Source organism: Nocardia brasiliensis ATCC 700358 (genome assembly GCF_000250675.2).
GTDB classification, from domain to species: Bacteria; Actinomycetota; Actinomycetes; order Mycobacteriales; family Mycobacteriaceae; genus Nocardia; species Nocardia brasiliensis_B.
Map to the genome: position 1 here is coordinate 3,631,801 of NC_018681.1, position 26,017 is coordinate 3,657,817.

The 26,017-nt window shown below is 68.3% G+C and carries 25 protein-coding genes; 15 read left to right on the forward strand and 10 right to left on the reverse strand.

Translation table 11 applies throughout. The features are described 5' to 3' along the window. Positions 1–79: 79 nt before the first annotated feature. From O3I_RS16460 to O3I_RS16470, 3 genes are read right to left on the reverse strand one after another with little or no spacing between them, the layout of a single operon-like run. Entirely contained in the window at positions 80–1,216 is a 1,137-nt protein-coding gene (locus tag O3I_RS16460; RefSeq protein WP_041562657.1) for a glycerate kinase, read from the reverse strand. Next, entirely contained in the window at positions 1,213–2,523 is a 1,311-nt protein-coding gene (locus tag O3I_RS16465; protein WP_014984073.1) for a 2-hydroxycarboxylate transporter family protein, read from the reverse strand. Before O3I_RS16465 ends, O3I_RS16460 begins: the two co-directional genes overlap by 4 nt. Further along, positions 2,520–3,626, reverse strand: coding sequence for a tartrate dehydrogenase (locus O3I_RS16470; protein WP_014984074.1), 1,107 nt, complete (start codon positions 3,624–3,626; stop codon positions 2,520–2,522). The genes O3I_RS16465 and O3I_RS16470 overlap by 4 nt, the downstream gene beginning before the upstream one ends. 123 nt (positions 3,627–3,749) lie before the next feature. Between O3I_RS16470 and O3I_RS16475 the strand changes: the two genes are divergently transcribed. Further along, on the forward strand, positions 3,750–4,688 hold the full coding sequence (locus O3I_RS16475) for a LysR family transcriptional regulator (protein WP_014984075.1): 939 nt from the start codon (positions 3,750–3,752) through the stop codon (positions 4,686–4,688). A gap of 38 nt (positions 4,689–4,726) precedes the next feature. On the opposite strand, the gene O3I_RS16480 is transcribed toward O3I_RS16475, so the two are convergent. Further along, positions 4,727–5,158 carry a type II toxin-antitoxin system Rv0910 family toxin gene (locus O3I_RS16480; protein ID WP_014984076.1) on the reverse strand — a complete coding sequence of 144 codons (432 nt, stop codon included), beginning with the start codon at positions 5,156–5,158 and terminating at the stop codon, positions 4,727–4,729. 726 nt (positions 5,159–5,884) lie between these two features. Here O3I_RS16480 and O3I_RS16485 point away from each other — a divergent pair. The 11 genes from O3I_RS16485 to O3I_RS16535 all read left to right on the forward strand — a co-directional run bounded on the left by O3I_RS16485 (position 5,885) and on the right by O3I_RS16535 (position 16,806). Then, positions 5,885–7,285, forward strand: coding sequence for an ATP-binding protein (locus O3I_RS16485; RefSeq protein WP_014984077.1), 1,401 nt, complete (start codon positions 5,885–5,887; stop codon positions 7,283–7,285). Continuing rightward, positions 7,285–7,710, forward strand: coding sequence for a roadblock/LC7 domain-containing protein (locus O3I_RS16490; protein ID WP_014984078.1), 426 nt, complete (start codon positions 7,285–7,287; stop codon positions 7,708–7,710). The genes O3I_RS16485 and O3I_RS16490 overlap by 1 nt, the downstream gene beginning before the upstream one ends. Next, on the forward strand, positions 7,707–8,060 hold the full coding sequence (locus O3I_RS16495) for a DUF742 domain-containing protein (RefSeq protein ID WP_014984079.1): 354 nt from the start codon (positions 7,707–7,709) through the stop codon (positions 8,058–8,060). The genes O3I_RS16490 and O3I_RS16495 overlap by 4 nt, the downstream gene beginning before the upstream one ends. Then, entirely contained in the window at positions 8,035–8,640 is a 606-nt protein-coding gene (locus O3I_RS16500; protein WP_014984080.1) for a GTP-binding protein, read from the forward strand. Before O3I_RS16495 ends, O3I_RS16500 begins: the two co-directional genes overlap by 26 nt. Beyond that, positions 8,637–9,875, forward strand: a complete 1,239-nt coding sequence (locus O3I_RS16505) for a cytochrome P450 (RefSeq protein WP_014984081.1) — start codon at positions 8,637–8,639, stop codon at positions 9,873–9,875. The genes O3I_RS16500 and O3I_RS16505 overlap by 4 nt, the downstream gene beginning before the upstream one ends. A gap of 10 nt (positions 9,876–9,885) precedes the next feature. Continuing rightward, entirely contained in the window at positions 9,886–11,112 is a 1,227-nt protein-coding gene (locus O3I_RS16510; protein ID WP_014984082.1) for a cytochrome P450 family protein, read from the forward strand. A 143-nt stretch (positions 11,113–11,255) separates the two neighbouring features. Beyond that, positions 11,256–11,636, forward strand: coding sequence for a VOC family protein (locus tag O3I_RS16515; RefSeq protein WP_014984083.1), 381 nt, complete (start codon positions 11,256–11,258; stop codon positions 11,634–11,636). Between the two features lie 319 nt (positions 11,637–11,955). Continuing rightward, positions 11,956–13,530, forward strand: coding sequence for a Na+/H+ antiporter (locus O3I_RS16520; RefSeq protein WP_014984084.1), 1,575 nt, complete (start codon positions 11,956–11,958; stop codon positions 13,528–13,530). A 78-nt stretch (positions 13,531–13,608) separates the two neighbouring features. Continuing rightward, positions 13,609–14,940, forward strand: a complete 1,332-nt coding sequence (locus O3I_RS16525; protein WP_424769571.1) for a YhgE/Pip domain-containing protein — start codon at positions 13,609–13,611, stop codon at positions 14,938–14,940. Positions 14,941–15,050: 110 nt separating this feature from the next. Continuing rightward, positions 15,051–16,178, forward strand: a complete 1,128-nt coding sequence (locus O3I_RS16530) for an acyl-CoA dehydrogenase family protein (protein ID WP_202804942.1) — start codon at positions 15,051–15,053, stop codon at positions 16,176–16,178. Between the two features lie 118 nt (positions 16,179–16,296). Further along, positions 16,297–16,806 (forward strand): PaaI family thioesterase, encoded by a 510-nt coding sequence (locus O3I_RS16535; protein WP_014984087.1) that lies wholly within the window; start codon positions 16,297–16,299, stop codon positions 16,804–16,806. 70 nt (positions 16,807–16,876) lie between these two features. Here O3I_RS16535 and O3I_RS16540 read toward each other — a convergent pair whose 3' ends face one another. From O3I_RS16540 to O3I_RS16565, 6 genes are read right to left on the reverse strand one after another with little or no spacing between them, the layout of a single operon-like run. Beyond that, positions 16,877–17,719, reverse strand: coding sequence for an acyl-ACP desaturase (locus tag O3I_RS16540; RefSeq protein ID WP_014984088.1), 843 nt, complete (start codon positions 17,717–17,719; stop codon positions 16,877–16,879). A 16-nt stretch (positions 17,720–17,735) separates the two neighbouring features. After that, positions 17,736–18,599: an SAM-dependent methyltransferase gene (locus tag O3I_RS16545; RefSeq protein ID WP_014984089.1), complete on the reverse strand. Its 864-nt coding sequence runs from the start codon at positions 18,597–18,599 to the stop codon at positions 17,736–17,738. Further along, on the reverse strand, positions 18,596–18,853 hold the full coding sequence (locus O3I_RS16550; protein ID WP_014984090.1) for an acyl carrier protein: 258 nt from the start codon (positions 18,851–18,853) through the stop codon (positions 18,596–18,598). Before O3I_RS16550 ends, O3I_RS16545 begins: the two co-directional genes overlap by 4 nt. Further along, the gene (locus O3I_RS16555) at positions 18,850–19,398 is read right to left on the reverse strand and encodes a PaaI family thioesterase (protein WP_014984091.1); all 549 of its coding nucleotides are present in this window, start codon (positions 19,396–19,398) and stop codon (positions 18,850–18,852) included. Before O3I_RS16555 ends, O3I_RS16550 begins: the two co-directional genes overlap by 4 nt. 4 nt (positions 19,399–19,402) lie before the next feature. Next, positions 19,403–20,191 (reverse strand): ferritin-like domain-containing protein, encoded by a 789-nt coding sequence (locus O3I_RS16560; RefSeq protein ID WP_014984092.1) that lies wholly within the window; start codon positions 20,189–20,191, stop codon positions 19,403–19,405. A gap of 48 nt (positions 20,192–20,239) precedes the next feature. After that, the gene (locus O3I_RS16565; RefSeq protein ID WP_014984093.1) at positions 20,240–21,895 is read right to left on the reverse strand and encodes a fatty acyl-AMP ligase; all 1,656 of its coding nucleotides are present in this window, start codon (positions 21,893–21,895) and stop codon (positions 20,240–20,242) included. Between the two features lie 228 nt (positions 21,896–22,123). Between O3I_RS16565 and O3I_RS16570 the strand changes: the two genes are divergently transcribed. Genes O3I_RS16570 through O3I_RS16580 form a run of 3 tightly spaced genes read left to right on the forward strand, consistent with a single transcriptional unit; the run spans position 22,124 to position 26,005 of the window. Further along, complete coding sequence (locus tag O3I_RS16570) at positions 22,124–23,362, forward strand: cytochrome P450 (protein ID WP_014984094.1); 1,239 nt, start codon at positions 22,124–22,126, stop codon at positions 23,360–23,362. A gap of 31 nt (positions 23,363–23,393) precedes the next feature. Continuing rightward, entirely contained in the window at positions 23,394–24,614 is a 1,221-nt protein-coding gene (locus O3I_RS16575; protein WP_014984095.1) for a cytochrome P450, read from the forward strand. Beyond that, on the forward strand, positions 24,611–26,005 hold the full coding sequence (locus O3I_RS16580; protein WP_014984096.1) for an NAD(P)/FAD-dependent oxidoreductase: 1,395 nt from the start codon (positions 24,611–24,613) through the stop codon (positions 26,003–26,005). The genes O3I_RS16575 and O3I_RS16580 overlap by 4 nt, the downstream gene beginning before the upstream one ends. The last annotated feature ends 12 nt before the right edge of the window (positions 26,006–26,017 follow it).

Sequence of the window (26,017 nt, forward strand, 5' to 3'; positions counted from 1 at the left end):
CGCACGCCATGATGGTGCGGCACATGGACGACCAGCACGCGGATAACTGAAGGCGTGAATTGCCTTGTGGCAGTGTCGCTCAGGACGATGTGCAGCTCGTGTGAACGGTCTGTCCGAGGCTGGCGATCCGGGCTCCTATTCGGGTGAGGAGGTGGGCGGTGAGGGTGGGGTTTTGGGCGGTGTCGGTGGGGGTGAGGTCGGCGAGGGTGTAGACGTGGGTGAAACCGGCTCGGGGCCAGTGGGTTCGGGGGAGTTCGCTGCGGCCGGCGACGGCGATGACGGGGGTGGGGGCGGCGCGGTGGGCGACGGCGGCGGGGAGTTTGCCGCGTTCGGTTTGCTGGTCGAGGCGGCCTTCGCCGGTGACGATCAGGTCGGCAGCCGCGCGGTGCCGGTCGAAGTCGAGTAGGTCGAGGAAGTAGTCGGCGCCGGAGAGCGGGTGGGCGCCGAGGAGCAGGGCAGCGAAGCCGACGCCACCCGCGCTGCCTGCTCCTGGAGTGGCGGCGAGGGTGGGGGATTGGGGAAAACCGTTGTGGGACAGCGTTTGTACGAATCGGTGCAGGCCTGCGTCGAGGCGGCGCGCCTGCGCGGGGGTCGCGCCCTTCTGCGGGCCGTAGACGGCGGCCGCACCGTCGGGTCCGGTGAGCGGGTTGGTGACATCGGAGGCGAGCACCAACTCGACGGTGGGCAGGCGCACCGCCGCGGACACGTCGACCGCGGCGATGTCGAGCAGCGCACGACCACTCGGCGGCAGGACCCGGCCGGCGGCATCGGTGAACCGGAATCCCATGGCGGTCAACAACCCCATGCCGCCGTCGGTGCTCGCGCTGCCGCCGAGTGCCAAGACGATTCGCCCCGGCCCGAACCGCAGCGCCTGCCGAAGCGCTTGTCCCAGGCCGAGACTCGACGAGTCGAGCGGCCGGAGCCGCCCGCCGGGCAGTGTGGCGAGTCCGCAGGTGTTCGCGACCTCGACGACGGCGGTGTCGCCGCGCAGGGCGATCAGGCCCTGCCGCGGCGTCCCGGTCGCGCCCGCGACGGTGACCGGCACCGCCTCGAATCCGGCGGCGACTGCGGCGTCGACACTGCCGTCGCCGCCGTCGGCGAGCGGAAGGGCCCGGCATTCGGCCCCGGATGCGCTGAGCCCCAGCACAAGACAGCGGGCCACCTCGGCGGCGGACAGGCTGCCCTTGAACTTGTCGGGCGCGACCAGCACTCTCATCCTTGCCACACCTTGATCAGCGCGGCCGCCGAGATGACCGTGGTGACGCCGCCGATCCGGGTCGAGATCTGCGCGAACGGCATGAGATTCATCCGGTTCGACGCGGAAAGGATGGCCACGTCACCGGTTCCGCCGAGGCCGCTGTGGCACACGGTGACCAGCGAGGCGTCCACCGGGTACATACCGATGGCGCGGCCGACGAAATAGCCGGTGGCGGCCATCGACAGGACAACGGCGACGCACGCGATCACATACCCCACCGACAGCACGCCGATGATGCTCTCCAACGGCAGGTACAGCAGCCCGAGCCCGATCATCGTGGGGTAGATGAAATATTTCGAGATGACGGTATAGACGCCGCGCACGCTGTCCTCGACCACCGGCGGGAAGACGCCGAACAGCTTGCACAGCACCGACATGATGATCACCAGCACTGGCGCGGGCAGGTGTACCACATGCTCCAGCAAGGTGGCCAGCACGAACATGCCACAGATGAGAAGCACGCCGAGCGCGTGATTGCGCGGGGGCGCGGCCGGATCGCGCGGGGCGGGTGCCACTGGGCCGACCGGGTCGGGGTCGGCGGTCGGCACCTTCACCAACTGCCCGCCACCGTCGAGGTGCGGACGGCGATCCCCGAGCCGGCGTAGTACGCCTGCCGTGATGACCGCGGCGATATTGCCGATGATCGCCGCCGGGATGAGTTCGGCGACGAAATCGGCCTGCTGCCCGCCGAGCGCCGACGCGTAGGCCGACGACAGCGGAATGACACCCTCGCCGATGCCGCCGCCGATGATCGGCACGACGATGTAGAACAGCGCGCGATGGAAGCTGTAGCCGAACGCCATGGCGACCGCGATCCCCACCGATACCGCGACCGCGGTGCCGAGCAGCAGCGGCGGGAAGATGCGGATCAGCCCGCCGATCATCACCTTTCGGCTCATGCCCAGGATGCTGCCGACCACCAGCGTGCAGATGACGAAGTAGAGGAAGTTCGCCTGCTTCATCAGCGCAGTCGCCGCGGCGAGCGTGTTCTCGCTGAAAGCGCCGAGGTACACCAGGATCGAGGGCACCATCAGGCAGATCAACGCGCCGCCACCGATTTTCGAGATGACCGGGAGCCGGTTGCCGAGCGGGCCGAGCAGCATGCCCAAGCCGACGATCACCGCGAGTCCGCCGATCATGTTCTCGGGTATGGCATCGAAGAAGCCCGCGGCGAGCACACCCGCGGTCAGGGCCACCGGCACGACCAGCGGGATGCCGTCGAGCGCGGGCGCGGGGAACGAACGGGGCCGGGCGTCGAGCTTCATGCTCGCCTCGCCGCGGTCATCGAGGTGGCCGCCTCGAGCTGCGCGCAGACCAGGGCACCGAAGGACTCCGTGGTCCCGGACCCGCCCATATCCGGTGTCATCGCGGACCTGTCCTGCACGAGCGCGGCTTCGACCGCGGCGAGCACCGCCGCGGCGGCCGCGTCCTCGCCCAGATGCTCCAGCATCATCGCGCCGCTCCAGATCTGGCCGATGGGGTTGGCGATCCCCAGCCCGGCGATATCGGGCGCCGAACCGTGCACCGGCTCGAACAGACTCGGAAAACGCCGCTCGGGGTTGATGTTCCCGCTCGGCGCGATGCCGATGGTGCCGGTGCAGGCGGGCCCGAGATCGGACAGGATATCGCCGAAGAGATTGCTCGCGACCACCACGTCGAACCAGTCCGGATGCAAGACGAAATTCGCCGTCAGAATATCGATGTGGTACTTGTCCACCGCCACGTCGGGATAACTGCCCGCCATGTCGGCGACGCGTTCGTCCCAATAGGGCATGGAGATGGAAATGCCGTTGCTCTTCGTCGCGGAGGTGAGGTGTCGTTTCGGCCTGCGTTGCGCTAGTTCGAACGCGTACTTCAGGATTCGATCGACGCCGGTTCTGGTCATCACGGTCTCCTGCAGCACCGTTTCCCGGTCGGTGCCCTCGAAGATCTTGCCGCCGACGCTCGAGTATTCGCCCTCGGTGTTCTCCCGGACCACGTAGAAGTCGACGTCGCCGGGCCGCCGCCCGGCGAGCGGGCTGCTGATGCCCGGTAGCAGCCGGACCGGGCGCAGGCTCACGTACTGGTCGAAATGGCGGCGGAACTGCAACAGGCTGCCCCACAGCGAGATGTGGTCGGGCACCACCTCGGGCCAGCCGACGGCGCCGAAGAAGAGCGCGTCGAAGACGGACAGCTGGTCGAACCAGCCGTCCGGCAGCATTTTCCCGGTCGCCGTGTAGTAATCCGCGCTCGCGAAATCGAACTCGGTGATATCCAGGGTGAAGTCGAATGCGGCCGCCGCGGCCGAGAGAACTCGAATTCCCTGCGGCACGACTTCCTTGCCGATGCCGTCGCCCGGAATGACAGCAATTCGGTGTGTGGCACCCATCGTCGCGTGCTCCGATCTTCTTGGTAACGAGACGTTCTCAACGGTAGGCTCGGATATTCCGCGGCAAAAGCACGGAACGCGCAAGAGACTCTTTCCCGAAAGGAAAAGACGAAGGAGGTCGCCGTGTACGGTGCGTCCACCGACGACGTGACGTTTTTCGACATCGTCGCGCGCTCACGCAGCCTGACCGAGGCGGCCCGCGAGTTCGGCATCTCGGTGTCGTCGGTGAGCAAGCGGCTTGCGCAGATGGAGGCCCGGCTCGGGGTAGTGCTGGTACAGCGCAGCACGCGCAGGCTGACGCTGACCCCGGAAGGGGAGCGGTACGCGGCGGGCGCCGCGGTGATCGCCGCCCAGCTCGAGGAGCTGGAGGACTCGATCGCCGAACAGCGCCACGACCTGCGTGGCCGGGTGCACCTGCGGTCGACGATCGGCCTGGGCCGCGCGCACATCGCGCCACTGGTCGCGGATTTCGTGCAGCGACACCCTTCGGTGCAGGTGGACCTGGAGCTGTCCGCGCTGCCGCTGAACATCGCGGGCACCGGCTACGACATCGCCATTCACGTAGGCCCGCTGCAGGATTCGCGGTTGACCGCGACCAGGCTGTGGGTCAATCGGCGGGTAGTGTGCGCGGCTCCGGAGTACGTGCGCAGGCACGGCATGCCCGCCACCGTGAAGGAGCTGGCCGAGCACAACTGCATCATCTTGCGGGAGAACGAATCCGACTACGCGCTGTGGCGGTTCGAGAGCGCGGGAAAGGAACTCGCGGTCCGGGTGGCGGGGAACCTGATCAGCAACGACGGCGACGTGATCACCCGCTGGTGCCTGGAGGGTCGCGGGCTGGTCATGCGGTCGCGCTGGCACGTCGATCCGCTGCTGAAAGACGGGTCGCTGATTCAGGTGCTGCCGGAGCTGGAGACGCCGCCCGCGGACATCTGCGCGGTGTACGCGGCCGCCGCGCCGTTACCGCGCCGGACCAGGGCGGTGATCGATCATCTGAAGGCGGGGCTCGGCCGCCGGATCACCGGGGCGGGTCCGCAGGACGCACCGAGCGCGGCCCGGTAGGCCGCGCTCGACGCAAACGCCCTGTCCTGCGGCATCTTTCAGGCGTACAGCGCGACGAACTTGTCCAGTGACCGCTCGATGTCACCCTTCACCGCGCGCGCCACGCCGGCGCCGATCGGCCCGAACAGCGGTCGTCCGCCGAGTTCGATATCGACGGTCACCTCCGAGCCGGTGCCCTTCGGCGCGACCAGCAACTCGAGCCCGAGCTTCGTACCGCCCTTGCCCGCCCCGGTGAGCAGCAACCGCCGCGGCGGCTCGGCGGCCTTCACCGTCCAGGTCACCCGGTTGCGCAGTCCCTTCACGGAAGCGACGCCGACCAACTGGGTGCCGACGGTCAGCTGCTCGGGCACCCCGCTGCGCCACGCCTCGTGCATCGTCAGCCACTTGTCCAGGTCGGCCAGGTTGGACGTGTGCGACCACGCGTCCTCCGGGGAGATCGGCACATCGACGGACACCTTCAGCTTTGCCATGGCGGCATAGTATCCGGTACCGCCAGTCTGAGTTACCTGTGCGACCTCGGTGCGGCGTTGTCCAAGTGCACTCGGGACTCGCGGCGGTCGCGGTGTCTCGCTCGACCGGCGACTTCCGGGCAACTGTTCGGTCCGCCTCCGGTAGACCGACCGGTCCGTAAATCGCTCATATCAAACTGGACGTACCAGCTAACTTTCGAGCAAGAGCAAACCGAATGCCCTGTTGCGGGCCGGTTTCCGGCGGTCGGCTAGGTAGGCGCGGTTGACAGAATGCGCGAGATGTGCGGCGGCACGAATAGATCGGATGATGTGTCCTCTATCGACACCATGGAAACACCCCTGGTCACTGCGTGGCTAGCGGCCGTGATCGCCAGGGGCGCAGCATTATTGCGCATTCGTGTGCGGTAGTCACCTCTTGTCTGCAAACGCAATCATGTGAGTGGATCGGGCGAGACTTGGTTGCATTGCTGCTAATGTCGGGGCGTCGGGTTCTGGTAACCGTTCGGACACAATCCGTTCGGTCGGCGATCGACCGTGGAATCGCCTGCCCCGCGGGCACTGTGAGGCAAGAGCAGAACGGCCTCGTCAGTGCGCGCAGGTCTACCGGTCCTCCGACGTGGACCAGATCCGACCAGGGATGTGCATGGTCGGCGTCGCGAGGAAGGCGAGACGAAGCACGATGACGGAGAGTCGATTCCTCGGCGCCAATCGACGACGAAAGAACTGATGAATCAAGATATCGCCGTGGTGCTTGCATGGATCCTCGCCGCCGCTCTGCTGGTTGCGATAGCGGTGGCGCTGTACGCATTCCAGTATGCGAAACAACAGCGAGCCAGAGCCGAAGCACTCGCCAGAGAGCAGCGAGCCGTCGACGAGACCGTCGAGCGGTTCGCCACGAACACGATGCCCGCGGTCACCGAGTCGATCAGACGTTTCGACACCCAGCCGCCCACCGTCGAGGTGCCGCCCGGCCTGGAGAACTCCCGGCTGGCCCAGGTGCTGCGCTGGATCGCCGAGCGGTACGCCGACGATCTGAGCCTGCTGCGGTCCGAGACCAGGGAGCAGGCCAATCACGAGGCCCAGCAGGCGATCGGCGCCGCCGAGGGCAAGGTCCGCGAGGAGGTGTCGGCCGCGTCGCGGCAGGCGACCAGCGCGGCCGTGCGCTCATTCGGCACCTCGGTGGTCAGCCTCGGCGCCGACGTGAGCCAGGTGGTGAGTTCCGCGCTGCGTGAGCACCGCAACGACGAGGTCTACGAGACGCTCACCCGGATCGACCACACCGTGCAGCAGATGATCCGCCAGGCGCAGTCCTACGTGATCGTCTGCGGTGGCCTGCCCGGTCGCCGCTGGCCCGCCCAGTCGCTCACCGATGTGGTCGGCGGCGCCATCGGCCGCGTCCGCGACTACCTGCGGGTGCGCCCCAATCAGCTCGACCGGGTGGTGATCAGCCGGGCGGTGGAACCGCTCGTGCACACCCTGGCCACGCTGCTCGACAACGCGCTGCGCTATTCTCCGCCAACGTCTTTCGTGGACGTGAGTTTCCAGGAAGGGCATCACGGCGTCACCGTGATCATCGATGACGCCGGTGTCCGGATGAACGCCGAACAGATGGAGGAGGCCCGGCAGGTGCTCGCGCACGAGCGCTCGGTCGACATCCATCAGCTCGGCCCCTCGCCCAAGGTCGGTTTTCCCGGCATCGCCGCACTGGCCCGCCGCTACGGCTTCACCGTCTACATCGACGGCCCCAACGTCTACGGCGGCATGCGGGCGATGGTCTATATCCCCGAGGCGCTGCTGATGACCCAGCAGCCCGGTCAGGACGTGGTGCCCGCGCACGAGCAGCCCGCCGCCGAGGTCGCCCCGCCGCCCGCGCCCGCCCCGGTGCCCGCGGCCCGCGAACCGCAGCGTGAAGAGCCCAGCGAGAGTGAGCAATTCGCCGTGCACGAGATCACCAGCGGCGGTCTACCGAAGCGCCGTCGCCGTACCGTCGCCTTAGCTCCGGTCGGGCCGCGTACCGAGCCGGGACTGGCCCGCCCCGATGTCGCCGCCGCCTGGCACACCGGCTCCCAGAGCGGCCGTGCCGCCGCTACCGATCACTCCGAGCACACCGAAGGGATGACATCCTGATGGGCACCCCCGTGACCGACAGCAGCAACAAGCTCGGCTGGCTACTCGACGATCTCAACGTTCCCGGCGTCAGATTCTCGGTCTTACTCTCCGAGGACGGTCTGCGGATCGCGCATTCGCCGGGTATCGAGCGCGACGAGGCCGAGCGGTTCTCCGCCGCGGCGTCGGGCCTGCGGTCGCTCGGCAAGGCACTCGGCGAGTTCTGCGGCGACGCGAACAACGGTGTGCGACAGAACATGACCGAATACGACCAGGGCATGATCCTGATCACCGCGGCGGGGGAGGGCGCGCTGCTCGGCGTCGCGACCAGCACCGAGATCGACATCGCCCTCATCGCGCACCGGATGAACGAACTGGCCGGCCGGGTCGGGCACGAACTCGGCAGCCAACCCCGCAGGCGTGTCGATGGTGGCGAATTGCCATGACACCACGGTCCCGGCGTGATCCCGACCTGGTTCGGGCATACGTGCGCACCGGGGGACGCACCCGTCCCACTCGTGAGCTGGACCTGGTCACTTTGGTCCGTGCGGCCAAGGACCCGGCGCCGGGTGCCACACCCGACACACGCCGGGTCATGAATCTCTGCAGCCGCCGGGGTGCGCTGTCGATCGCCGAGATCGCCGCGTACCTCGACCTGCCGCCGTCCGTCGTGAAGATCGTCGCGGCCGATCTCATGGACAGCGGCCACCTTGTCTCACCTACCCCGGCGGAAAACCTGCCGGAGATCGCTCTGCTGGAGGAGGTACTCAATGGGCTCCGTGCTCTCGCCGTCTGATCGCCCAGTCGACTATGTGCCGGAGACCGTTACCCGTTCCGTAAAGCTTTTGGTGGCAGGCAATTTCGGGGTCGGCAAGACCACCTTCGTGAGCAGCGTCTCGGAGATCAAGCCGCTGCGCACGGAGGAGACGATCACCGAGGCCAGCGTCGGCGTCGACGACATGGCGGGCCTGCCCGGTAAATCGCAGACGACCGTCGCGATGGATTTCGGGCGCATCACACTCAGCCCGAAACTCGCGCTCTACCTGTTCGGCACGCCGGGCCAGCAGCGGTTCGTCCCGCTGTGGGAAGAGCTGGCCCGCGGCGCGCTCGGCGCGCTGGTGCTCGTCGACACGCGACGCATCGAGAAATCCGACGAGGTGCTCTCGGTGCTGGAGGAGCGTGGCGTGCCGTATTCGGTGGCGGTCAACCAATTCGAAGGTGCCAGGAACTATCCGCTCAGCGAGGTTCGCGACGCGCTGGACCTGGCTCCCGACACCCCGCTCACCTCCTTGGACGCACGTGACAGAGGCACGTGCCTGCGCTCCCTGATCACGCTCGTCGAATTCCTGTTCCAGCGTCTGGAGTCACGTCTTTGACCACGCCCCCGTCCTGCCCCGTCCAGCACGGATCCCCGATCGATACCGAAGGTCCTCGGGTCTCAATATATTCCGAGGAGTTCGCCGCCGATCCGCATCTGGCCTACCGCGAGATGCGGCGCCAATATGGTTCGCTGGTGCCGGTCAATCTCGCGCCGGATGTTCCGGCCACGCTGGTGATCGGCTACCACACGGCCTTACGAATCCTCAACGATCCCGACCACTTTCCGGCCGATCCGCGCACCTGGCAGAAGAACGTGCCGGGCGAGTGCCCGATCCTGCCGATGCTGGAGTGGCGGCCGAACGCGCTGCGCAGCGCGGGCCTCGAGCATCTGCGCTACCGCCAGGCCAACTTAGCGGCCGTGGCCGACGTCGACCTGCACACCCTGCACGCCACCGTCGAGCGGATCGCCATCCCGCTGATCAACGCCTTCTGCCAGGACGGTGCGGCAGATCTGATCAGCCAGTACGCCTTTCCGCTCACCTTCGCGGTGCTCAACGCCACGCTCGGCTGCCCGCCGGAGATCGGCCAGCAGGTCGCGACCGGCATGGCCGCGATCTTCGAGGGCGTCAACGCCGACAAGGGCAACGCGATGCTCACCGACGCGCTGTTCGACCTGGTCACGCTGAAACGCAAAGAGCCGGGCGACGATATCACCTCGCGGCTGCTCGCCCATCCGGCCAAGCTGGACGACGTGGAGATGATCCATCAGCTGGTCACGCTCTACGGCGCGGGCATCGAGCCGCAGCAGAACCTGATCGTCAACACGCTGCTGCTGATGCTCACCGACGACCGCTTCGCGGGAAATGTTCTCGGCGGCAGCCTTTCGACGCGCGACGCGCTGGACGAGGTGCTGTTCACCGACCCGCCGATGGCGAACTATTGCGTGTCGTACCCCAAACAGCCCATCCTGATAGATGGCGTGTGGCTGCCCGCCCATCAGCCCGTGGTGATCAGCATGTCCGGCTGCAACAACGATCCCACCATCAGCGTGGGGGAGTACGTGGACAACCGGTCCCATCTGGCGTGGAGCGTCGGGCCGCACGCGTGCCCCGCCAGGTCGATGGCCTATCTGATCGTGCAAGACGCCATCGATCAACTTCTCGATGCCCTCCCCGAGCTCGATCTGGCCGTGCCTGCCCACGAATTGTCTTGGCGGCCAGGGCCTTTCCATCGCGCGCTGGTCTCCCTCCCCGTAGTGTTTCCTAAGTCACCACCGTTGAACGTGTTTTAAGGAGACCGCGATGGACACTGCGCCCCTAGTCCTGGATCCGACGGGAACCGATATTCAAGGCGAATCGGCACGCCTGCGCGAGCGTGGACCGGCGACCCTGGTCGAGCTGCCCGGCGGCGTGCAAGCGTGGTCGGTGACCGATGCCGACCTGCTGAAGCGACTGCTCGTCGATCCGAAAGTGTCCAAGGATGCCAGGCAGCACTGGCCCGCTTTCGCCAAAGGTGAAGTGCCGCAGGACTGGCCGTTATTTCTCTGGGTCGCGGTGAACAACATGTTCACCGCGTACGGCGCCGATCACCGGCGGCTGCGCAAGCTGGTCGCCCCCGCGTTCACCCATCGCCGCACCGAGGCGATGCGGCCGCGGATCAACCGGATCACCGAGCGGCTGATCGGCGAGCTCGCGGCGGTGCCCGCGGGCGAAGTGGTCGATCTGCGTGAGGGTTTCGCGTATCCGGTGCCGATCGAGGTCATCTCCGAGCTGATGGGCGTGCCGGAGTCGCTCAATCCCGGCCTGCGCAAATGCGTCGACGGGATCTTCGACACCTCGCTCGGCCCGGAGGAGTCGCAGGCCAACTACATGGAGATGTACCGCATCCTCGCCGAGCTGGTGGCCTTCCGGCGCGGCGAGCCGGGCGACGACATGACCAGCCTGCTCATCTCGCATCGCGACGAGGACGACGGGTCGCAGCTCACCGAGCAGGAGCTGATCGACACGCTGCTGCTGGTCATCAGCGCGGGCCACGAGACCACCGTCAATCTGCTCGATCAGGCGATCTACGCCTTGCTCACCCGGCCCGAGCAGCGCGCCGCGGTGGTCGAGGGCAAGGTCGGCTGGGCCGAGCTGATCGAGGAGGCGCTGCGGTTCGAGGCGCCGGTGGCGCATCTGCCGTTGCGGTTCGCGGTCGAGGACATCGACGTGGAGGGCGTGAAGATCGCCAAGGGCGATCCGATCCTCGCCTCCTACGCGGCGGCCAACCGGGATCCGAAGGTGCACGGCGAGACGGCCGACGAGTTCGACGTCACCCGGGCGAGCAAGGATCACCTGGCCTTCGGGCACGGGGTGCACCACTGCCTCGGCGCGCCGCTGGCCAGGCTGGAGGCGGCGGTCGCGCTCCCCGCCCTCTTCGCGCGTTTCCCGAACATGCGACTAGCCGCGGACCCGGCGGAGCTGGGCACCGTGGTGAGTTTCATCTCGAACGGGCACGGCAGGCTGCCGGTGCTGCTGCAACCTGAATAGTCCTCTCGCGCAAGTCTTTGCCACCGGAGGGGTGTCGCATCGTGCGGCACCCCTCCGGTGCTGTTCGGCCCTGTACCGTGGCAGCGTTTCGCACGGACGACTGCGGGTAGGTGATCGACATCGGAACAGAAGGAGGTCTTGTCATGACAGCGGACAGCGAGAAGCCGGTCGGCACCCTGCGCAGCGTGGTGCTGGACTGTCCGGAGCCGCGTAAGCTCGCGCAGTTCTACATCGGCCTGCTCGGCGTACGGCTGATCGAGGACGAGGACGACACCTGGATCGTCACCGCGGACGGCGAAGGGCGGCGGCTGGTGTTCCAGTTGTCGCCGGAGTACAAGCCGCCGCGTTTCCCGGATCCCGAAGCGTCCCAGCAGGTCCACTTCGATGTGCTGGTCGACGATATCGAGGAAGCTGAGCCGCGCGCGCTCGCGCTCGGCGCGAAACTGGTGCAGCCCAACGACAATGATCAGTTCCGCGTCTACGCCGATCCGGTGGGGCACATCTTCTGCCTGATCTGGTTGTGACGAGAGTGCCCGCGAGACCGGCGGTCTCGCGGGCCACACCACGGTGAACGCTGGAGCATTCGCCAGTCAGATCCCGATCACATCTAGCATGAACCGAACCCAGTGACTGACCGCGCCGATGATCATCGGATTCTCCTTTCACCACACCGGAACTGCCTCGTAAGCACATGATTGCCCCGTGCTCGCGGCCGAAACGGCAGATCACCGGGAAAGCGGGCGGACACTCGGTTGTCCGGATGCCGCCAGCTTGCGCACCTCGCGCGGAACAATCAGCAACCGCTTCGGGGATTCTCAGGATCGGGGCGCATGCTGGACGAGCGTGAATCATCTGGAACTGCCGTTTCTCGTGCTGTTCGGCACGATCCTCGCCCAGCCGCTCGGGCGGCGGCTAGGGGTGGCACCGGCCGTCCTGATGACGGTGTTCGGTTGCGTCCTCGCGCTGCTGCCGACGGTGCCCGATGTCCGGGTGGCGCCGGATCTCATTCTGCCGCTGCTGCTTCCGCCGCTGCTGTATGCCGCGGCCCGGCGCACGTCGTGGCGTACCTTCGCGCAGAACTGGAGCGCGATCGCGTTGCAGGCGGTCGGCCTGGTCGTCGTCACCGCGGCGGTGGTGGCGGTGACCGTGCACCTGTGGCATCCCGCCGTGCCGCTGGCCGCGGCGTTCGTGCTCGGTGCGCTGGTCGCGCCGCCGGACCCGGTGGCGGTCGGCGCGTTGGCGGGCCGGCTCGGTCTGCCGCGCCGGCTGGTGTCCGTGCTGGAGGGGGAGGGGCTGTTCAACGATGTCACCGCGATCGTGCTCTACGGCATCGCGGTGCAGGCGGTGGTCACCGGCGAGTTCTCCGCGTGGTCGGCGGCGCTGGACTTCGTGGTGTCGGCGGTGGTGGGTGTCGCGGTCGGCCTGGTCTTCGGCTGGGGTGGCAGCAGGCTGATGCCGCGGCTGGCCGAGGCCCCGTGGCAGGTCGCGCTCGGCTTGGCGTTGCCCTTCGCGGCGTACCGGCTCGCCGATGCCTGGGACGGGTCGGCGGTGCTCGCGGTGCTGGTGTGCGCGCTGTATCTGACCGACGCCGCCTCCGACTTCGGTGACAGCGATTACCGGCTGGTCGGCGATTCGTTCTGGGCGATCATCGACATGCTGGTCAGCGGGATCGCGTTCGGCCTGATCGGGCTGGAACTGGCCACCGTGCTGCGGGCGGCCGGGCCGGACTGGCCGCGCTACCTCGGTGTCTCGGCCGCGGTGATCGGCGTGGTGGTCGGGTTGCGGCTGCTCTGGTTGCTGGCGACCTGGGCCCTGTTCGGCCGGTGGTGGCGCCGCCGCGAGGCCGACGAGCCCTACACCTGGCGCGAGACCGTCGTCACCTGGTGGGCGGGACAGCGAGGTGTGGCCACCGTGGCGCTGGCGTTGGCGGTGCCGTTGACCACCGCTTCGGGCGCGCCGTTCCCCTGGCGCAGCGGCATCCTCTTCACCGCTTTCGCCCTGGTGTTGTTCACGCTGCTGATCCAGGGGCCGACGCTGTCCCTCGTGGTGCGCGCCACCGGAGTTCGGGTCGATATCGACGCCGAGCGGGATATGGAGCGCAAGCTGTGGGCGCGCATCCTGCGCGCCGAACTCACGCGCCTGCAACAGGTCGCGGTGACCGAGCGGCTCCCGGACGACGTCTACGACCGATTGCACGTCGGCATCGAAAGACGGCTCGCCCGAGCCGATCCCGAGGCCGCGGACGACGCCCGGCAGACGACCGAGCAGAGCGCCGAGCTGAACCGCGCGCTGCACCGGATCGATCAGGAGATACTGGCGGCCGGGCGCGAAGAAGCGATGGCCGCGCGCCGCGAACCCGGGGTGCCGCCGGATCTGGTCGACCGGGTGATGCGGCGACTCGACCTGCGTTCGCCGTGATCGCTCGCGCATTCTTCTGGCAACTAGCCGCGCGTAGCTCCCCGAGCCGTGCGCAATCAGCTGCTACCGTCCGAAATCGTGACTACGGACCCTGCGGAAACTAGTCGATCCCCGCGCAACCTCGGGTTGCGGCTGTGGCTGCTGCCGGTGGCGGTGCTCGCCGTGTTCATGGCGCTGCTCGGCACGATGTATCTCGACTACGTCGTCGATCCGGAGGAGAACCTGCACGATTTCCCCATCGCGCTGGTCAATCAGGATGTCGGCGACACGATCGGCGCGCCGGGCCAGGAGCGGCGGGTCGAGTTCGGGGCGCAGGTGGTCGACGGATTGCGGCAGGCGGTGCCCGGGGACAAGATCGATCTGCAGGTGCTCGGCGTCAACGAGGCCTCGCAGCGGATGCAGAACAACAAGGTCTACGGCACCATCCTCATTCCGAGCGATTTCAGCAAACGATTGGGCATCTTCGGCGTCGGCAGCGTGATCCCCGGCGATATCCAGCGTCCGCTCATCACGTTGCAGACCAACCCGCGCAGCGGCGCGTTCGTCACCTCGATCGTCACCCAGATCGGTGACCAGGCGCTGAACCAGGTGAACAAGCAGGTCGGCGCGCAGCTCACCGAGCAGGTACAGGCCCAGCTGGCGCCCCCGCCCGGCGGGCCGCCCGCGCCCGAACTGAGCGGGGCGACCAGGGTGGCGCTCGCGGAGCCGCTGCAGATCGTCGTCGAGCCGTTCCATCCGCTGCCCGAGGGCACCGGCCAGGGCCTCACCGCGTTCTTCTACGCGTTACTGCTCCTGCTGGCGGGCCTGGTCGGTTCGATGACCATTCACACGATGATCGACGCGCAACTGGGCTTCGTACCGACCGAATACGGGCCCTGGTACGTGCATTTCCCGCCGACGCCCATCTCGCGCTTCCACACGCTGTTGATCAAATGGGGCGTCATGGTGGTGACCGCGAACGTCGTCGCCGGGGTCTTCCTGCTCGTCGCGAAGGTGCTGGGCATGCCGGTCGATCACCCGCTCGGGCTGTTCCTCTTCAGCGCGTTCGCGATCATCGCGGTCGGCGTCACCGGCTTGTCCGTGCTCGCGGCCGTCGGGTCGGCCGGTTTGCTGATCAACCTGATTCTGTTCATCATCCTCGGGCTGCCGTCCTCCGGCGGCACGGTGCCGATCGAGGCGACGCCGAAATATTTCGGCTGGCTGGCCTCCTTCGAGCCGATGCATCAGGTGTTCCTCGGCGTGCGCGCCATCCTCTACTTCGACGCCAGTGGTCCGGCCGGGCTCACGCGCGGCGTGTGGATGGCCGTGCTCGGGGTGGTGATCGGTGTGGTGCTGGGCGCGGTGGTGACGCGGTACTACGACTACAAGGGGTTGCGCCGCACGGGGATCGGGCGTCCGGCAGCGGAGTAGTCGCTTCGGAAATGGTCGACTCGCCCCGGCTGTCCGATTCGGCGCGTACTCTTGCCCGGCGATCGCCGCGCGGTGGCGAGCGCGCCGGACCTTCGACCAGGGAGCGTTTCGTGACCACTGCTCAATTCTCATTCCCGGTCCGCGACGTCGAGCGCAAGGTGCTCGATCGAGTCGCCGAATTGGCGGCGGGATTCGCCACTGTCGCAGCGGAATACGACGAACGCGCGGAGATCGCGGTGGGGCACCTGGCGGCGTTGCACGAGGCGGAACTCGACCGTGCCGTGCTGCCGGAACGGGTCGGCGGGCTGGGGCTGAGCTACGCGGCCTTCGGGCATGTGGTCCGGGTGCTCGCCAAGGCGGATCCCTCGACCGCGACGATCTGGACGATGCACGCCGGCGCGGGCGTCGCGCTCGCGGAATTCACCGCCGAGACCCTTGGCTCGTTCTTCGCCGAGGAGTTCCTCGCGGGCAAGCGATTCGCCAACGCGCTGTCCGAACCCGCCAGCGGCAACCGGTTTCTCAATCCGCAGCAGGACGCCGTCGCGGTGGCCGGGGGCTGGCAGCTCACCGGCGCGAAACGCTTCGTCTCCGGCTGTGAGATCGCCGAATATCTGCTCGTGAACGCGCGGGTCGACGATGTGCCCGCGTTCTTCGGGGTGGTGCCCGACGACACCGTGACGACCATTCCGATCTGGGACACCCTCGGGCTGCGCGCGACCCGCAGCCAGCTGCTCTCGTTCGACCACACCCTGCTGCGGGCCGAATATCGCGGTCGCGCACCGGGTCCGGGCGACTTCGCGGTCATTCCGGCGGGCCTGCCCGCGATCTCGCTCGGCATCGCCGACGCGGCGCTGGCGGCGCTGATCGAGCACGCGCGCTCGCGCGAGATCCTCGGCAGGCCGCTCTCGCATCAACAGTGGGTGCAGTACGAGGTCGCCGATGTCGAAACGCGCTTGGCTGCCGCGCACGCACTGTACGACCGTGCGCTGTGGGAGGCGGACAACGGTGTCCCGGCGTTCTTCCCGAACCTGTCGCGCGCCAAATATCTGGCGAACAAGATCGCCGTCGAGGTCGCCCAGCTCGGCGTGCGGGTGGGCGGTGCGTCCGGCTACCTCAAGACCTCACCGATCCAGCGGCATCTGCGCGACGCCGAAGCCGGCCAGCTCATGGCGTACTCGACCGAGGTGATCGCCGGGGAGATCGGCAGACTCGTGCTCGGCGTGCCGGCGGACGCGTAGCGGGCGGCCTGTGTTCGATCAGCCGATCGAAGGTGAGAATGCAACGGCGGCAAGCTCGCTGGTGTTCACCGGGTGCTGATCGAATGGCCTGGCATCGTTCGCCAGGGAGGAAAAGGTCATGACCAGCACCGATTTACAGGCCGGCGAAGCGGCCACGCAGCGCGCGGACACGGGTACGCTCGCCGATCCGACGGTCGCGTCCCGCGTCCACGAGCTGACCACGGTTTTCGAGCGCGGGTTACAGGAGAACCTGGGCGTGGGCGCCTCGCTCGGCATCCGTCTGGAGACAGCGGGCGCGGGATACACGCGCTACTACCTCGACCCGAATCCGGCCACCATCAACGCCATGTTCACCGTGCACGGCGGGGTTCTCGCGACCTTGATGGACACCGCGATGGGCAGCGCCGTGTTCACGAAACTCGGTGACGGCATTGCCTATACGACCCTCGAGCTCAAGGTGAATTTCATCCGGGCGGTCACGTTGGACGGCTCCCGGCTCACCTGCGAGGCCACCGCGGTGCACGTCGGCAGGCGGACCGCGACGGCCGAAGGCCGCATCGTCGACGCGAACGGCAAGCTGATCGCGCACGGTTCGACCACGGTGCTGGTGTTGTCGCCGGACAAGTGAACCGCCGCTGACAGCCGAATGGCCCTGCCCCCGAAAGCATTCGGGGGCAGGGCCAGTTCGCTGCCGAAGTTCAGGCCACGGTGCGGCATTCGTCGATGAAGCGCACCAGTTCGTCCAGTCGATCCGTGCGAGCGTCCACCGCGCGATCGATCACCTTGATCAGGTGTTCGTAGGCCTCGGTGTGGTCGTAGGCGGCCACGTCGGCGATCCGCAACGCCCAGCGCCAGTAGCCACGCATGGTGTCGGCCAACGGCATCCGGAAGTTGGCGATCACGTCGCGGATCGGCTGCACCGTCGCGTCGCCGTGTACTCGCAGATAGCGCCCGACCACGTCGGCCATGAAGCTGAAATGCCTGGCCTCGTCCCTGGCCAGCCGGCCGAGCACGGCGGCGAGCACCGGATCGTCGGCGACGTCGCGCAGGTGCTGGTAGTACATCTGGGTGGCCTTCTCCTGCACCAGCGCGTAGGCGAAGAACTGCACCGGGTGGTCGTAGGGCAGGTCGAACGGCTTCTGGCCCTCGACCGCCAATTCCTTACGCAGCGCGCCTCGTTCGGCGAGGCCGGACGCCTCCTGGTACCGGGCGAGCGCCCTGGCGTGCGTGTCCTCTTCGAGCGCCCAGCGCACGGTGAAGTGATAGAGCTCGCGGTTGTGCACGAAGGTGTCCCGGTCGACGCTGTCGTCCACCGGGAAATACCGGTGGTACACCTCGAAATAGCCGGGCAGGTGATCTTCGATCAGGGTGACGAACTGCACCGCCGACCGTTGGCCCTCGGTGAGCCGGCCGGCGTCGGCGCGGGCCCAGTCGAAGGCGGTCTCCACGTCCCACGCCCGCGCGGCGGGGGAGGCGGCCAGGAAGCCGTCGACCGCCGCCGCCACCTCGTCGACCGGGATGCGTGCTGACTCGATATCCATCTGTCTCTCCTGCCCGTCAGCGGGCGTTGCGGCAGGTCAGCGCGTAGTGCTTGGTCGTGTAGCCCCAGCCCGCGTTGGCGATCTCCAGGTAGTGCCGCAGTTTCGCGGACAGTCCCGGCCCGTGCGCGTCGATGCGCGCCGCGGCCGCGTCCACGTTGCCGATCCAGTCGTCGATGGTGCGGCGGTAGTGGTCGGTGAGGTCGTCCACCGCGACGATCGAGAAGCCCGCGTCCTCGGCGGCGGTCACCAGGTCCGACAGCGGCCGCAGATCACCCCACCCGAAGATGTCCGCACGGACGAACTCGGTGCCGTCCTTCGTGTCGAAGGCCCGGTGCGCCGCGGCATTTCGGAAGCAGCTCTCCGAGACGTACAGGGTGCCACCGCGGCGCAGCACGGCGCGCGCCCGGCGGAAGACCTCGCCGAGATCCGGCATGTGCACGATGGAGCCGAGCAGGGTGACGGCGTCGACGCTGCGGGGCGGCAGGTCCATTCGCTCGAAATGGCCGACCCTGGTCTGCACGAGTTCGCCGACGCCACGCACGGCGGCCTGTTCCGCGATATAGGCGTGCTGGCGGGGCGCCGGGCTGACACCCAGTGTGCGGCAACCGAATTCCTCGGCCATGAACAGGATCAGTGAGCCCCAGCCGCATCCGACGTCGAGCAGCTGTTCGCCGCCGCGCAAGCCGAGCCGGTCGGCGACGAAGTGCAGCTTGTTGCGCTGCGCCTGCTCGAGGGTATCGTTCGCGGCGGTGTAGAGCGCGGAACTGTACTTGCGCAGCGGATCCAGGAACTGGCCGAAGATATCCGGATCCAGGTCGTAGTGCTGGTTGGTGTCGGCGGTGCCGGCCTGCGGCGCTACCGGCTGTTCGACGGCGGTCACGCCGCGGCCTCGCGCAACGCGTGTTCGACCACCGCGACCACGTCGTGCAAGGTGGACAGCCCGAAGACGTCCTCGTCCTCGAGCTCGATGTCATAGGTCTTCTCGATCTTGGCGACCATGCGCAGCACCCGCACGGAATCGACGCCCGCCATGCCGCGCAGGTCGAGGTCGGGCCGCAGATCCGTTGCGGCGATGCCGGTTTCGGCGGCGGCTATCGCGGTGACGGTGGTCAGGATGTCGGCGGGGGCGGTCATGAGTGAACTCCGTTCGTCGAAAAGGTAGTGGTGGCGGACAGTGCCGCGGCGAGCACGGCGACCTCGTCGTCGCCGAGGGTGAGCTGGTGGCGCACGTCGTCGAGCGCGAAGGGCTGGTAGGTGGCGGCGGAGGTGGCGCAGACGGCGCCGTGGCGGTCCAGGATCTCGGCCGAGGCATGGATCGGCCGATCCGGCGCGGACTCGGCCAGCGTTGCGACGCAGGTGTATTCGTGGTCGACCAGCAGGGGCGTGAGGAACCTGGTGCGCTGGGTGACGGTGAAGGCGGGCTGATTGCGCGCGAGCACGATCAGGTTGCCCATCACCTCGTCGCAGATCACGCCGGTCAAACCGCCGTGCACCACACCGGGATACGACTCGAACCGCCGGCCGAGCCGGAACCGGGACTGCAGCCCGTCCGGATGCGGGACGAAGCTCAGTCGCAATCCGCCGGCGTTGTGCGGCGAGCAGCCGAAGCAGTGATAGTCGGGGATGATCGACCACGGCACCTCGACGGTGTCCGGGCTCGGTGAAACCGGGGCGGCCATCGCGTCAGCCCAGCACGTCGGCGAGCGCGCGGCGCACCTTGGCGTTGCTGGACAGGTCCAGGCCGGTCATGTTCGCGAAGGTGCGACGGACCTTGTCGTGCAGCACATTCAGCTCGCCCTCGGCCGCCACCTGCTCGAGGAACAGGTCGAAGCCGGTGTCGATGGTCTCGTGGTCGCCGAGTTCGCTGATGCCCGCCTTGAAGGTGCTCACCGGGTGCTTGATCTTCGCCTCCGAGCTGTAGACGTACAGCGTCTCCAGCACCGAGGGCAGCTCCTCGGGCCGCTGCGCCAGCCGCTTGGTGGCGTAGTGGATGAACTCGCGCGCGTGCCCGGCCTCGTCGCGACTCGCGTTGAGCAGCAAGCCTTTCAGCACCGGCTCCTGGACCCAGGCCGCGACCGCCCGGTAGATGTGATTCACCGTGAGTTCGGAGATGATGTTGGTCGCGAGCGTCGCCGACGGGGTGCTGCCCGGCGCGTACGGCTCGCGCATCGAGTCGACCGCCTTCTCGTCCACGCTCTCACCGATCGCGCCGAGCCAGGACCGGAAGGCGTAGTGGTGCTGCACTTCCTGGTAGCCCCACACCACCGCGAAGGTGGAGAAGTCGTAGTCGTCCAGGAATTCGTTCATGAAGCCGTGGACGGCGGCGATCACGTTGGACTCGCCCATCGTCGCGCTCTTGGCCAGGGTCACGTATTCGGGACGGACCAGCGCGCGGTCGACCGCGTCGAGCTCGAGGTCGGCCAGCTGCCAGTGCAGGCGCTCGTAGTGGCGGAAGACGTCATAGCTGTGCACAGGTGACTCCTGTTCGTCGGTGCGGGGAGGATGTCTGTGGTGGCGGTGTCATCGGGTCGCGGTGATGAGGCCGCGCGCGGCCAGCCGCTGGAGTTTGCCGCTGCTGGTGCGTGGAATGGTCCGGGGCGCAACGAGGTACACGTCCACCGCGGCGAGCCCGAGCCGGGCCGCGACCCGGGCCCGGATCCGGTCGCCGAGCGCGTCGGCGGCCGGTCCGGTGAGCTCGGTCTCCGCGATGAGCGCGATCACGTCGGTGCCGTCCGGATCGATGGCGGCGGTGCAGCGGCCCTTGTAGACGCCGTCGAGGTCGTGCACGGCCGCCTCGACGTCCTGGGCGTAGTAGTTCACGCCGCGCACGGTGATCATGTCCTTGCACCGGCCGGTGACGAAAAGCTCACCGTCGCGCAGATATCCGAGATCGCCGGTGCGCAGCCAGCCGTCCGCGGTGTGCAGGCCCGCGACGGTCTCGGGCGCCGCGGTCAGGTAGCCGTCGGTGACCGAGGGACCCTGGATGAGGATCTCGCCGACGACGCCGTCGGGCAGTTCGCGGTCGCCGGCCGGGTCGACGATGCGCAACCGCAGGCCGGCCACGGCCGACCCGACGGACGCGACGGCCCGCGCGCCGGGTGCGCGCGAGGAAACCTGTTGTGCCAGAGCGTCGTCGGAGAGCGCCGCGCGATCCACCCAATCGAACACCGGGGCCCGGCCCAGCGGCGGGAACGCGACCGCGAGGGTGGCCTCGGCCATGCCGTAGACGCCGAACATGGTCGAGGTCGCGAAACCGGCGGGCGCGAACCGGGCGCAGAACGCGCCGACCACGTCCAGCGAGATCGGCTCGGAACCGTTGAAGGCGATCCGCCAGTGCCGCAGATCGAACTCGGCGACCTGTTCCGGGGGCACCGCGGCGAGCAGTGCCTCGTAACCGAAGTTCGGCATGGCGGTGATCGTGGTTCCGCTGGCGGCGAATTCGGCCAGCCAGCGCGCGGGGTCCTTGACGAAGGCCACCGGCGACCAGACATGGGCGGGTATGCCGCGCAGGATCGCCGACAGCGTGCCGAACAGGCCCATATCGTGGAACAGCGGCAGCCAGAAGCCGCCGCGGTCGTCGAGGCTCAGCGCGATCCCGGTGCGGATCGCGGCCAGGCCGCTGAGCACGTTGCGGTGGGTCAACCGCACGCCCTTGGGTGTCGCGGTGCTGCCGGAGGTGAACTGCACGATCGCGAGATCGTCCGAGGTCAGCTCGGGCAGCTCTTCGTCCCCGTCTGCGGCGAACAGCGTTGCGGTGTCGAGTAATTCGACATCGACGGCGGAGCCGAGCAGGGCGGTCAGATCCGCGAATCGAGGCGATACCAGGATGGTGCGCATGCCCGCCGCCGCGACGATCGCCGCGAGTTTGCGCGGATAGCCGTCCAGCTGGCGCGTGCCCGCGGGCAGCGGCAGGGGCGTGGCCGCGCCGCCCGCGGCCGCGATGCCGAACAGGCTGACCAGGAACTCGGGAGCGTTGGGGCACAGGATGCCCACCGGCTCGCCGCGGGTGATCCCGTGCCGTACGAGCGCGGCGGCGGCCGCCCGGGCGCGCCGGTCGAGTTCGGCGTAGTCCACGGTTTCCGACACCGACCAGAACGTGGCCGACACCCCGGGGTGCCCCGCCGCGATCTCGGCCAGCGCGCCGTGCAGGGTTTCGACCGATTCCGCAGAATTCATGGCTGCCACGACAACAGCGAATTGTGACGGTCCCTTGAACTGACTGTGAATTGCCGTGTGCGATAAGCAGCGGCGATCAACCAATCGCCGTGCGCGATAAAGGATTTCCACTATGGCGCGATAGGAACGGATGATCGCCGCAGCGCGGAAGTGTCGGTGACCACGACGATCCATTACGCATCGCTATTTCGATGGCGCGCCTAATTTTCGACAATTCAGGAGTTACCGGTGAGTTCCGAGCATGCGGCGGTCGAGGAATTGACCCCGGTTCAACTGGCGGTGATCGAGAGCGTCGCACCGCATATGCGCCACGACCCGTACAGCAGTTACGCGGTGCTGCGCGGCGCCGGACCGTTCGTGCCGGGACCGCACGACATGCACCTGGTGACCGGGCACCACGAAGCACAGACGATCATGCAGGATCCGCGCTGGAGTCACGCCGAGGAGCCACAGCTGCTGCACGGCGACAGCGACGTCGAACTGCCCGGCTCGTTTCTCTGGATGGAGCCGCCGGACCACACCCGGCTGCGCGGCCTGGTGAGCAAGGCGTTCACCGCGCGCACCATCAGCGGCATGCGCGAGCGCGCCGAGCAACTCGTGGCGGACCTGATGGACGAGATGCTCGCCGCGCGCGAGGTGGACCTGCTGGACGCGCTGGCGTATCCGCTGCCGCTGACCATGGTGTGTGAACTGCTCGGCGTGCCTGCCGATGCCCACGAGCACGTGCGGGAGATCTCCACGGCCATTGCCCGCGGCCTCGACCCGGATGTGCTGCTTTCCCCCGACGAATTGGCCGCCCGGACCGCCGCCGTCTACGCGTTCCTCGACTTCTTCGGTGAGCTGGTGGCGCAGCGGCGCCGGGACCCGCGCGACGATCTGATCACCGCGCTGGTGCAGGCCGACGACGCGGGCGCGCGGCTCACCTCGAACGAATTGCTGGGCACGCTGCTGATTCTCGTGGTCGCCGGGCACGAGACGACGGTGAACCTGATCGGCAACGGTGTCCTCGCGCTCATCCGTAACCCCGGCGAATTCGAGCGGCTGCGCAGCTTTCCCGAGCTGTGCGAGCCCGCCGTGGACGAGGTGCTGCGTTACGACGCACCCGTGCACCTGACCACCCGGACCGCGCACGACGTGATCACCGTTTCCGGGCGCACTTTCGCGCCGGGCGACGCGGTGATCGTGCTGCTCGCCTCCGCCAACCGCGACCCGCGGGCCTTTCCCGACGCGGACCGGTTCGATATCGCCCGCTACGCCCGTGGCCGGAAAGCGGAGCGGCACTTGTCCTTCGGGCTCGGGTTGCACTACTGCCTCGGCGCACCGCTGGCGCGGCTCGAGATGCAGGTGGTGCTGCGCGCGATCACCGACCGGGTCGATGCGATGACTTTGCTCGAGGAACCGCCGTACCGGCCGAACGTGGTCGTGCGCGGCATGTCGCGACTCCGCGTCCGGCTGGACAGCCGATGACCCTCGCTCGCGCACGGAAACAGGAGCAACCATGAGCACAGCCCTCCCCACCGACCTCACCTTCGACGCGTTCGATCCGAGCGAGCGGGTGGACCCCTATCCGGCCTATCGCCGGGTGCGCGACGCGGCGCCGCTGTTCCCCTACGCCTTCGGTGATGTCCCGGTCACCCTCGTCACCAGATACGACGAGTGCGCGGCCATCCTGACCGGCGCGGACTGGGGGCACGGTTACGCCGCGGGCATCAGCCCGTTCCGGGACACCACCGCCGCGATCCCCGGCTCGTTCGTGCGGATGGACCCGCCTGAGCACAGTCGCTACCGCAAGCTGGTGGCCAAGGCGTTCACGCCGCGCATGATGGCCGAGATGGTGCCGCTGGCCGGGCAGGTCGTGGCGGATCTGGTCGCGGCGGCGCTGCGACGGGGCGAACTGGACGTGCTGAACGGGCTGGCCGTGCCGCTGGCGGTGGCGATGGTCCCGGTGCGGCTGCTCGGCGCGGATCCGGCCGACGGCGCGCTGTTCCGGCAGTGGCAATTGGCGATCGCCCGGGGCAGCGACCCGGATTCGCTGCTGGGCGCGGCCGACGTCGAGGAGCGCGGGGCAGCGGCGATGGAGTGCATGGGCTACTTCGGCAGGCTGGCCCAGCAGAAGAAGGCGAATCCGACGCCGGATCTGCTGAGCGCCTTGGTGTCCGCCGCGGGTGCGGGCCTGATCACCGAGCCCGAGGTGATCGGCATCGCGCTGCTGACCTTGGTCGCGGGCATGGAGACCTCGATCAACCTGATCGGCAACGGCATGCTCGCGCTGCTGCGCAACCCGGAACAGCTTGCGCTGCTTCGGGACAACCCCGCACTGATCGGTCCCGCGCTGGAGGAGATGCTGCGCTACGACGCGCCGACTCAGTTCACCATCCGGGTCGCGCTGGCGGATACGACGGTGGGCGAGCACGAATTCCGGCGCGGTGACGGCGTCGTGGTGCTCACCGCGTCGGCCAGCCGGGACGACCGGGTCTATCCGGACGCGGATGTCTTCGACGTCACCCGCTATGCCGGAAACCGGCCCGCGCGTAAGCATCTCGGGTTCAGCCTGGGCATTCACTACTGCGTGGGCGCGCCGCTGGCCCGGATCGAAGCGGAGCAGGCGATCGGGCGACTGCTGAGCGAGGCACCGGAACTCGCACTGGCCACCGAGTCGATCGAGTATCAGCCGAGCCTGATCCACCGGGGCATCCGCTCGTTGCCGGTGACGCTGTGAACGCGCGTGGGCACGCCGTCGTGCTGGGCGCCGGAATCGCCGGATTGCTCGCCGCCCGCGTGCTTTCCGAGAATTTCGCGCAGGTCACGATCGTCGAGCGCGACGGCGACGCCGACGGTGCGCTGCGGCGTGGGGTGCCGCAGGCGCGGCATCTGCACGGGCTGCTCGATCGCGGGCGGACGATCATCGAGCAGCTGTATCCCGGATTCACCAGCGAGATGGCGGCACGGGGCGCGAGTACGGCCGAGGCGCTCGTCGGAACCCGCTGGTATGTCGGCGGATCACGCGTCGCGCCCGCCTCGACCGGACTGACCTCGGTGATGGCGACCCGGCCACTGCTGGAATCGGTGCTGCGGCAACGGACGCTGGCCGCACCCGGTGTCCGGCTGTGCGAGGGGACGGCGCGCGGACTGATCGGCGATGCGCGCCGGGTGCGCGCGGTCTCGGTCGCCGGCGCGTACGGCGCACAGGCACAGGACGCGGACCTGGTCGTCGACGCGACCGGTCGGGGTTCCCGGGCGCCGATGTGGCTCAACGCCATCGGCGCGGACGCGCCGGAGGAAGACCGGCTCGACGTCGACCTCGGCTACGCCTCACGGATGTTCCGGCGCACGCCCGGCCAATTGGGCGATCACTCGTCGGTGATCATCTCCACCGGATCGAACGGCCGTGGCGGCGGGGCGATCCGGGTCGAGGGCGATCGCTGGCATGTGACGCTGGCCGGGATGCTGGGCGACCACCCACCGACCGATCCCGCGGGCTTCGCGGCCTTCGCCGCGACGATCGCGGCCCCGGATATCCACGAACTCGTCACCGGCGCGGAGCCGCTCGACGACGCTGTGCCGCACCGGTTCCGGTCACCGGTGCGGCGCCGGTTCGAGCGGCTGCACCGAGCCCCGCAGGGGTTCTTGGTGCTGGGCGACGCGCTGTGCAGCTTCAATCCGCTCTACGCCCAAGGTATGGCCGTGGCCGCGCAGCAGGCACTGGCGCTGCGCGAATGCCTCGGGGCGGGCACGGCCTCCGCGGAACTGCCCGGCCGGTTCTACGCCGCCGCCGCGGGTGTGGTGGACGTGGCCTGGCAACTCGCGTCCGGTGCGGATCTCGGGCACCCCGGGGTGGTCGGCCCGCGCAGCCCCCGCACTCGCCTCACCAACGCCTATGTATCGCGGGTACAACGCGCGGCGCAGGTGGACCCCGTGGTCGCGCGCACGTTCCTGCGCGTGGCCAATCTCGTCGAACCGCCTGCGGCACTGCTGCGGCCGCAGCTCGCCGCGCGAGTGCTGTTGCGCGGCAGGGCAAGCAACGCCGAACCGCAGGTCGCACCCGCGTCGGCGGCCCCGTCCACCGATCTCGTACCGACCGCAGCTACGCAGCCGGCGCAGCTGCACTGAGCGAACAGCCTT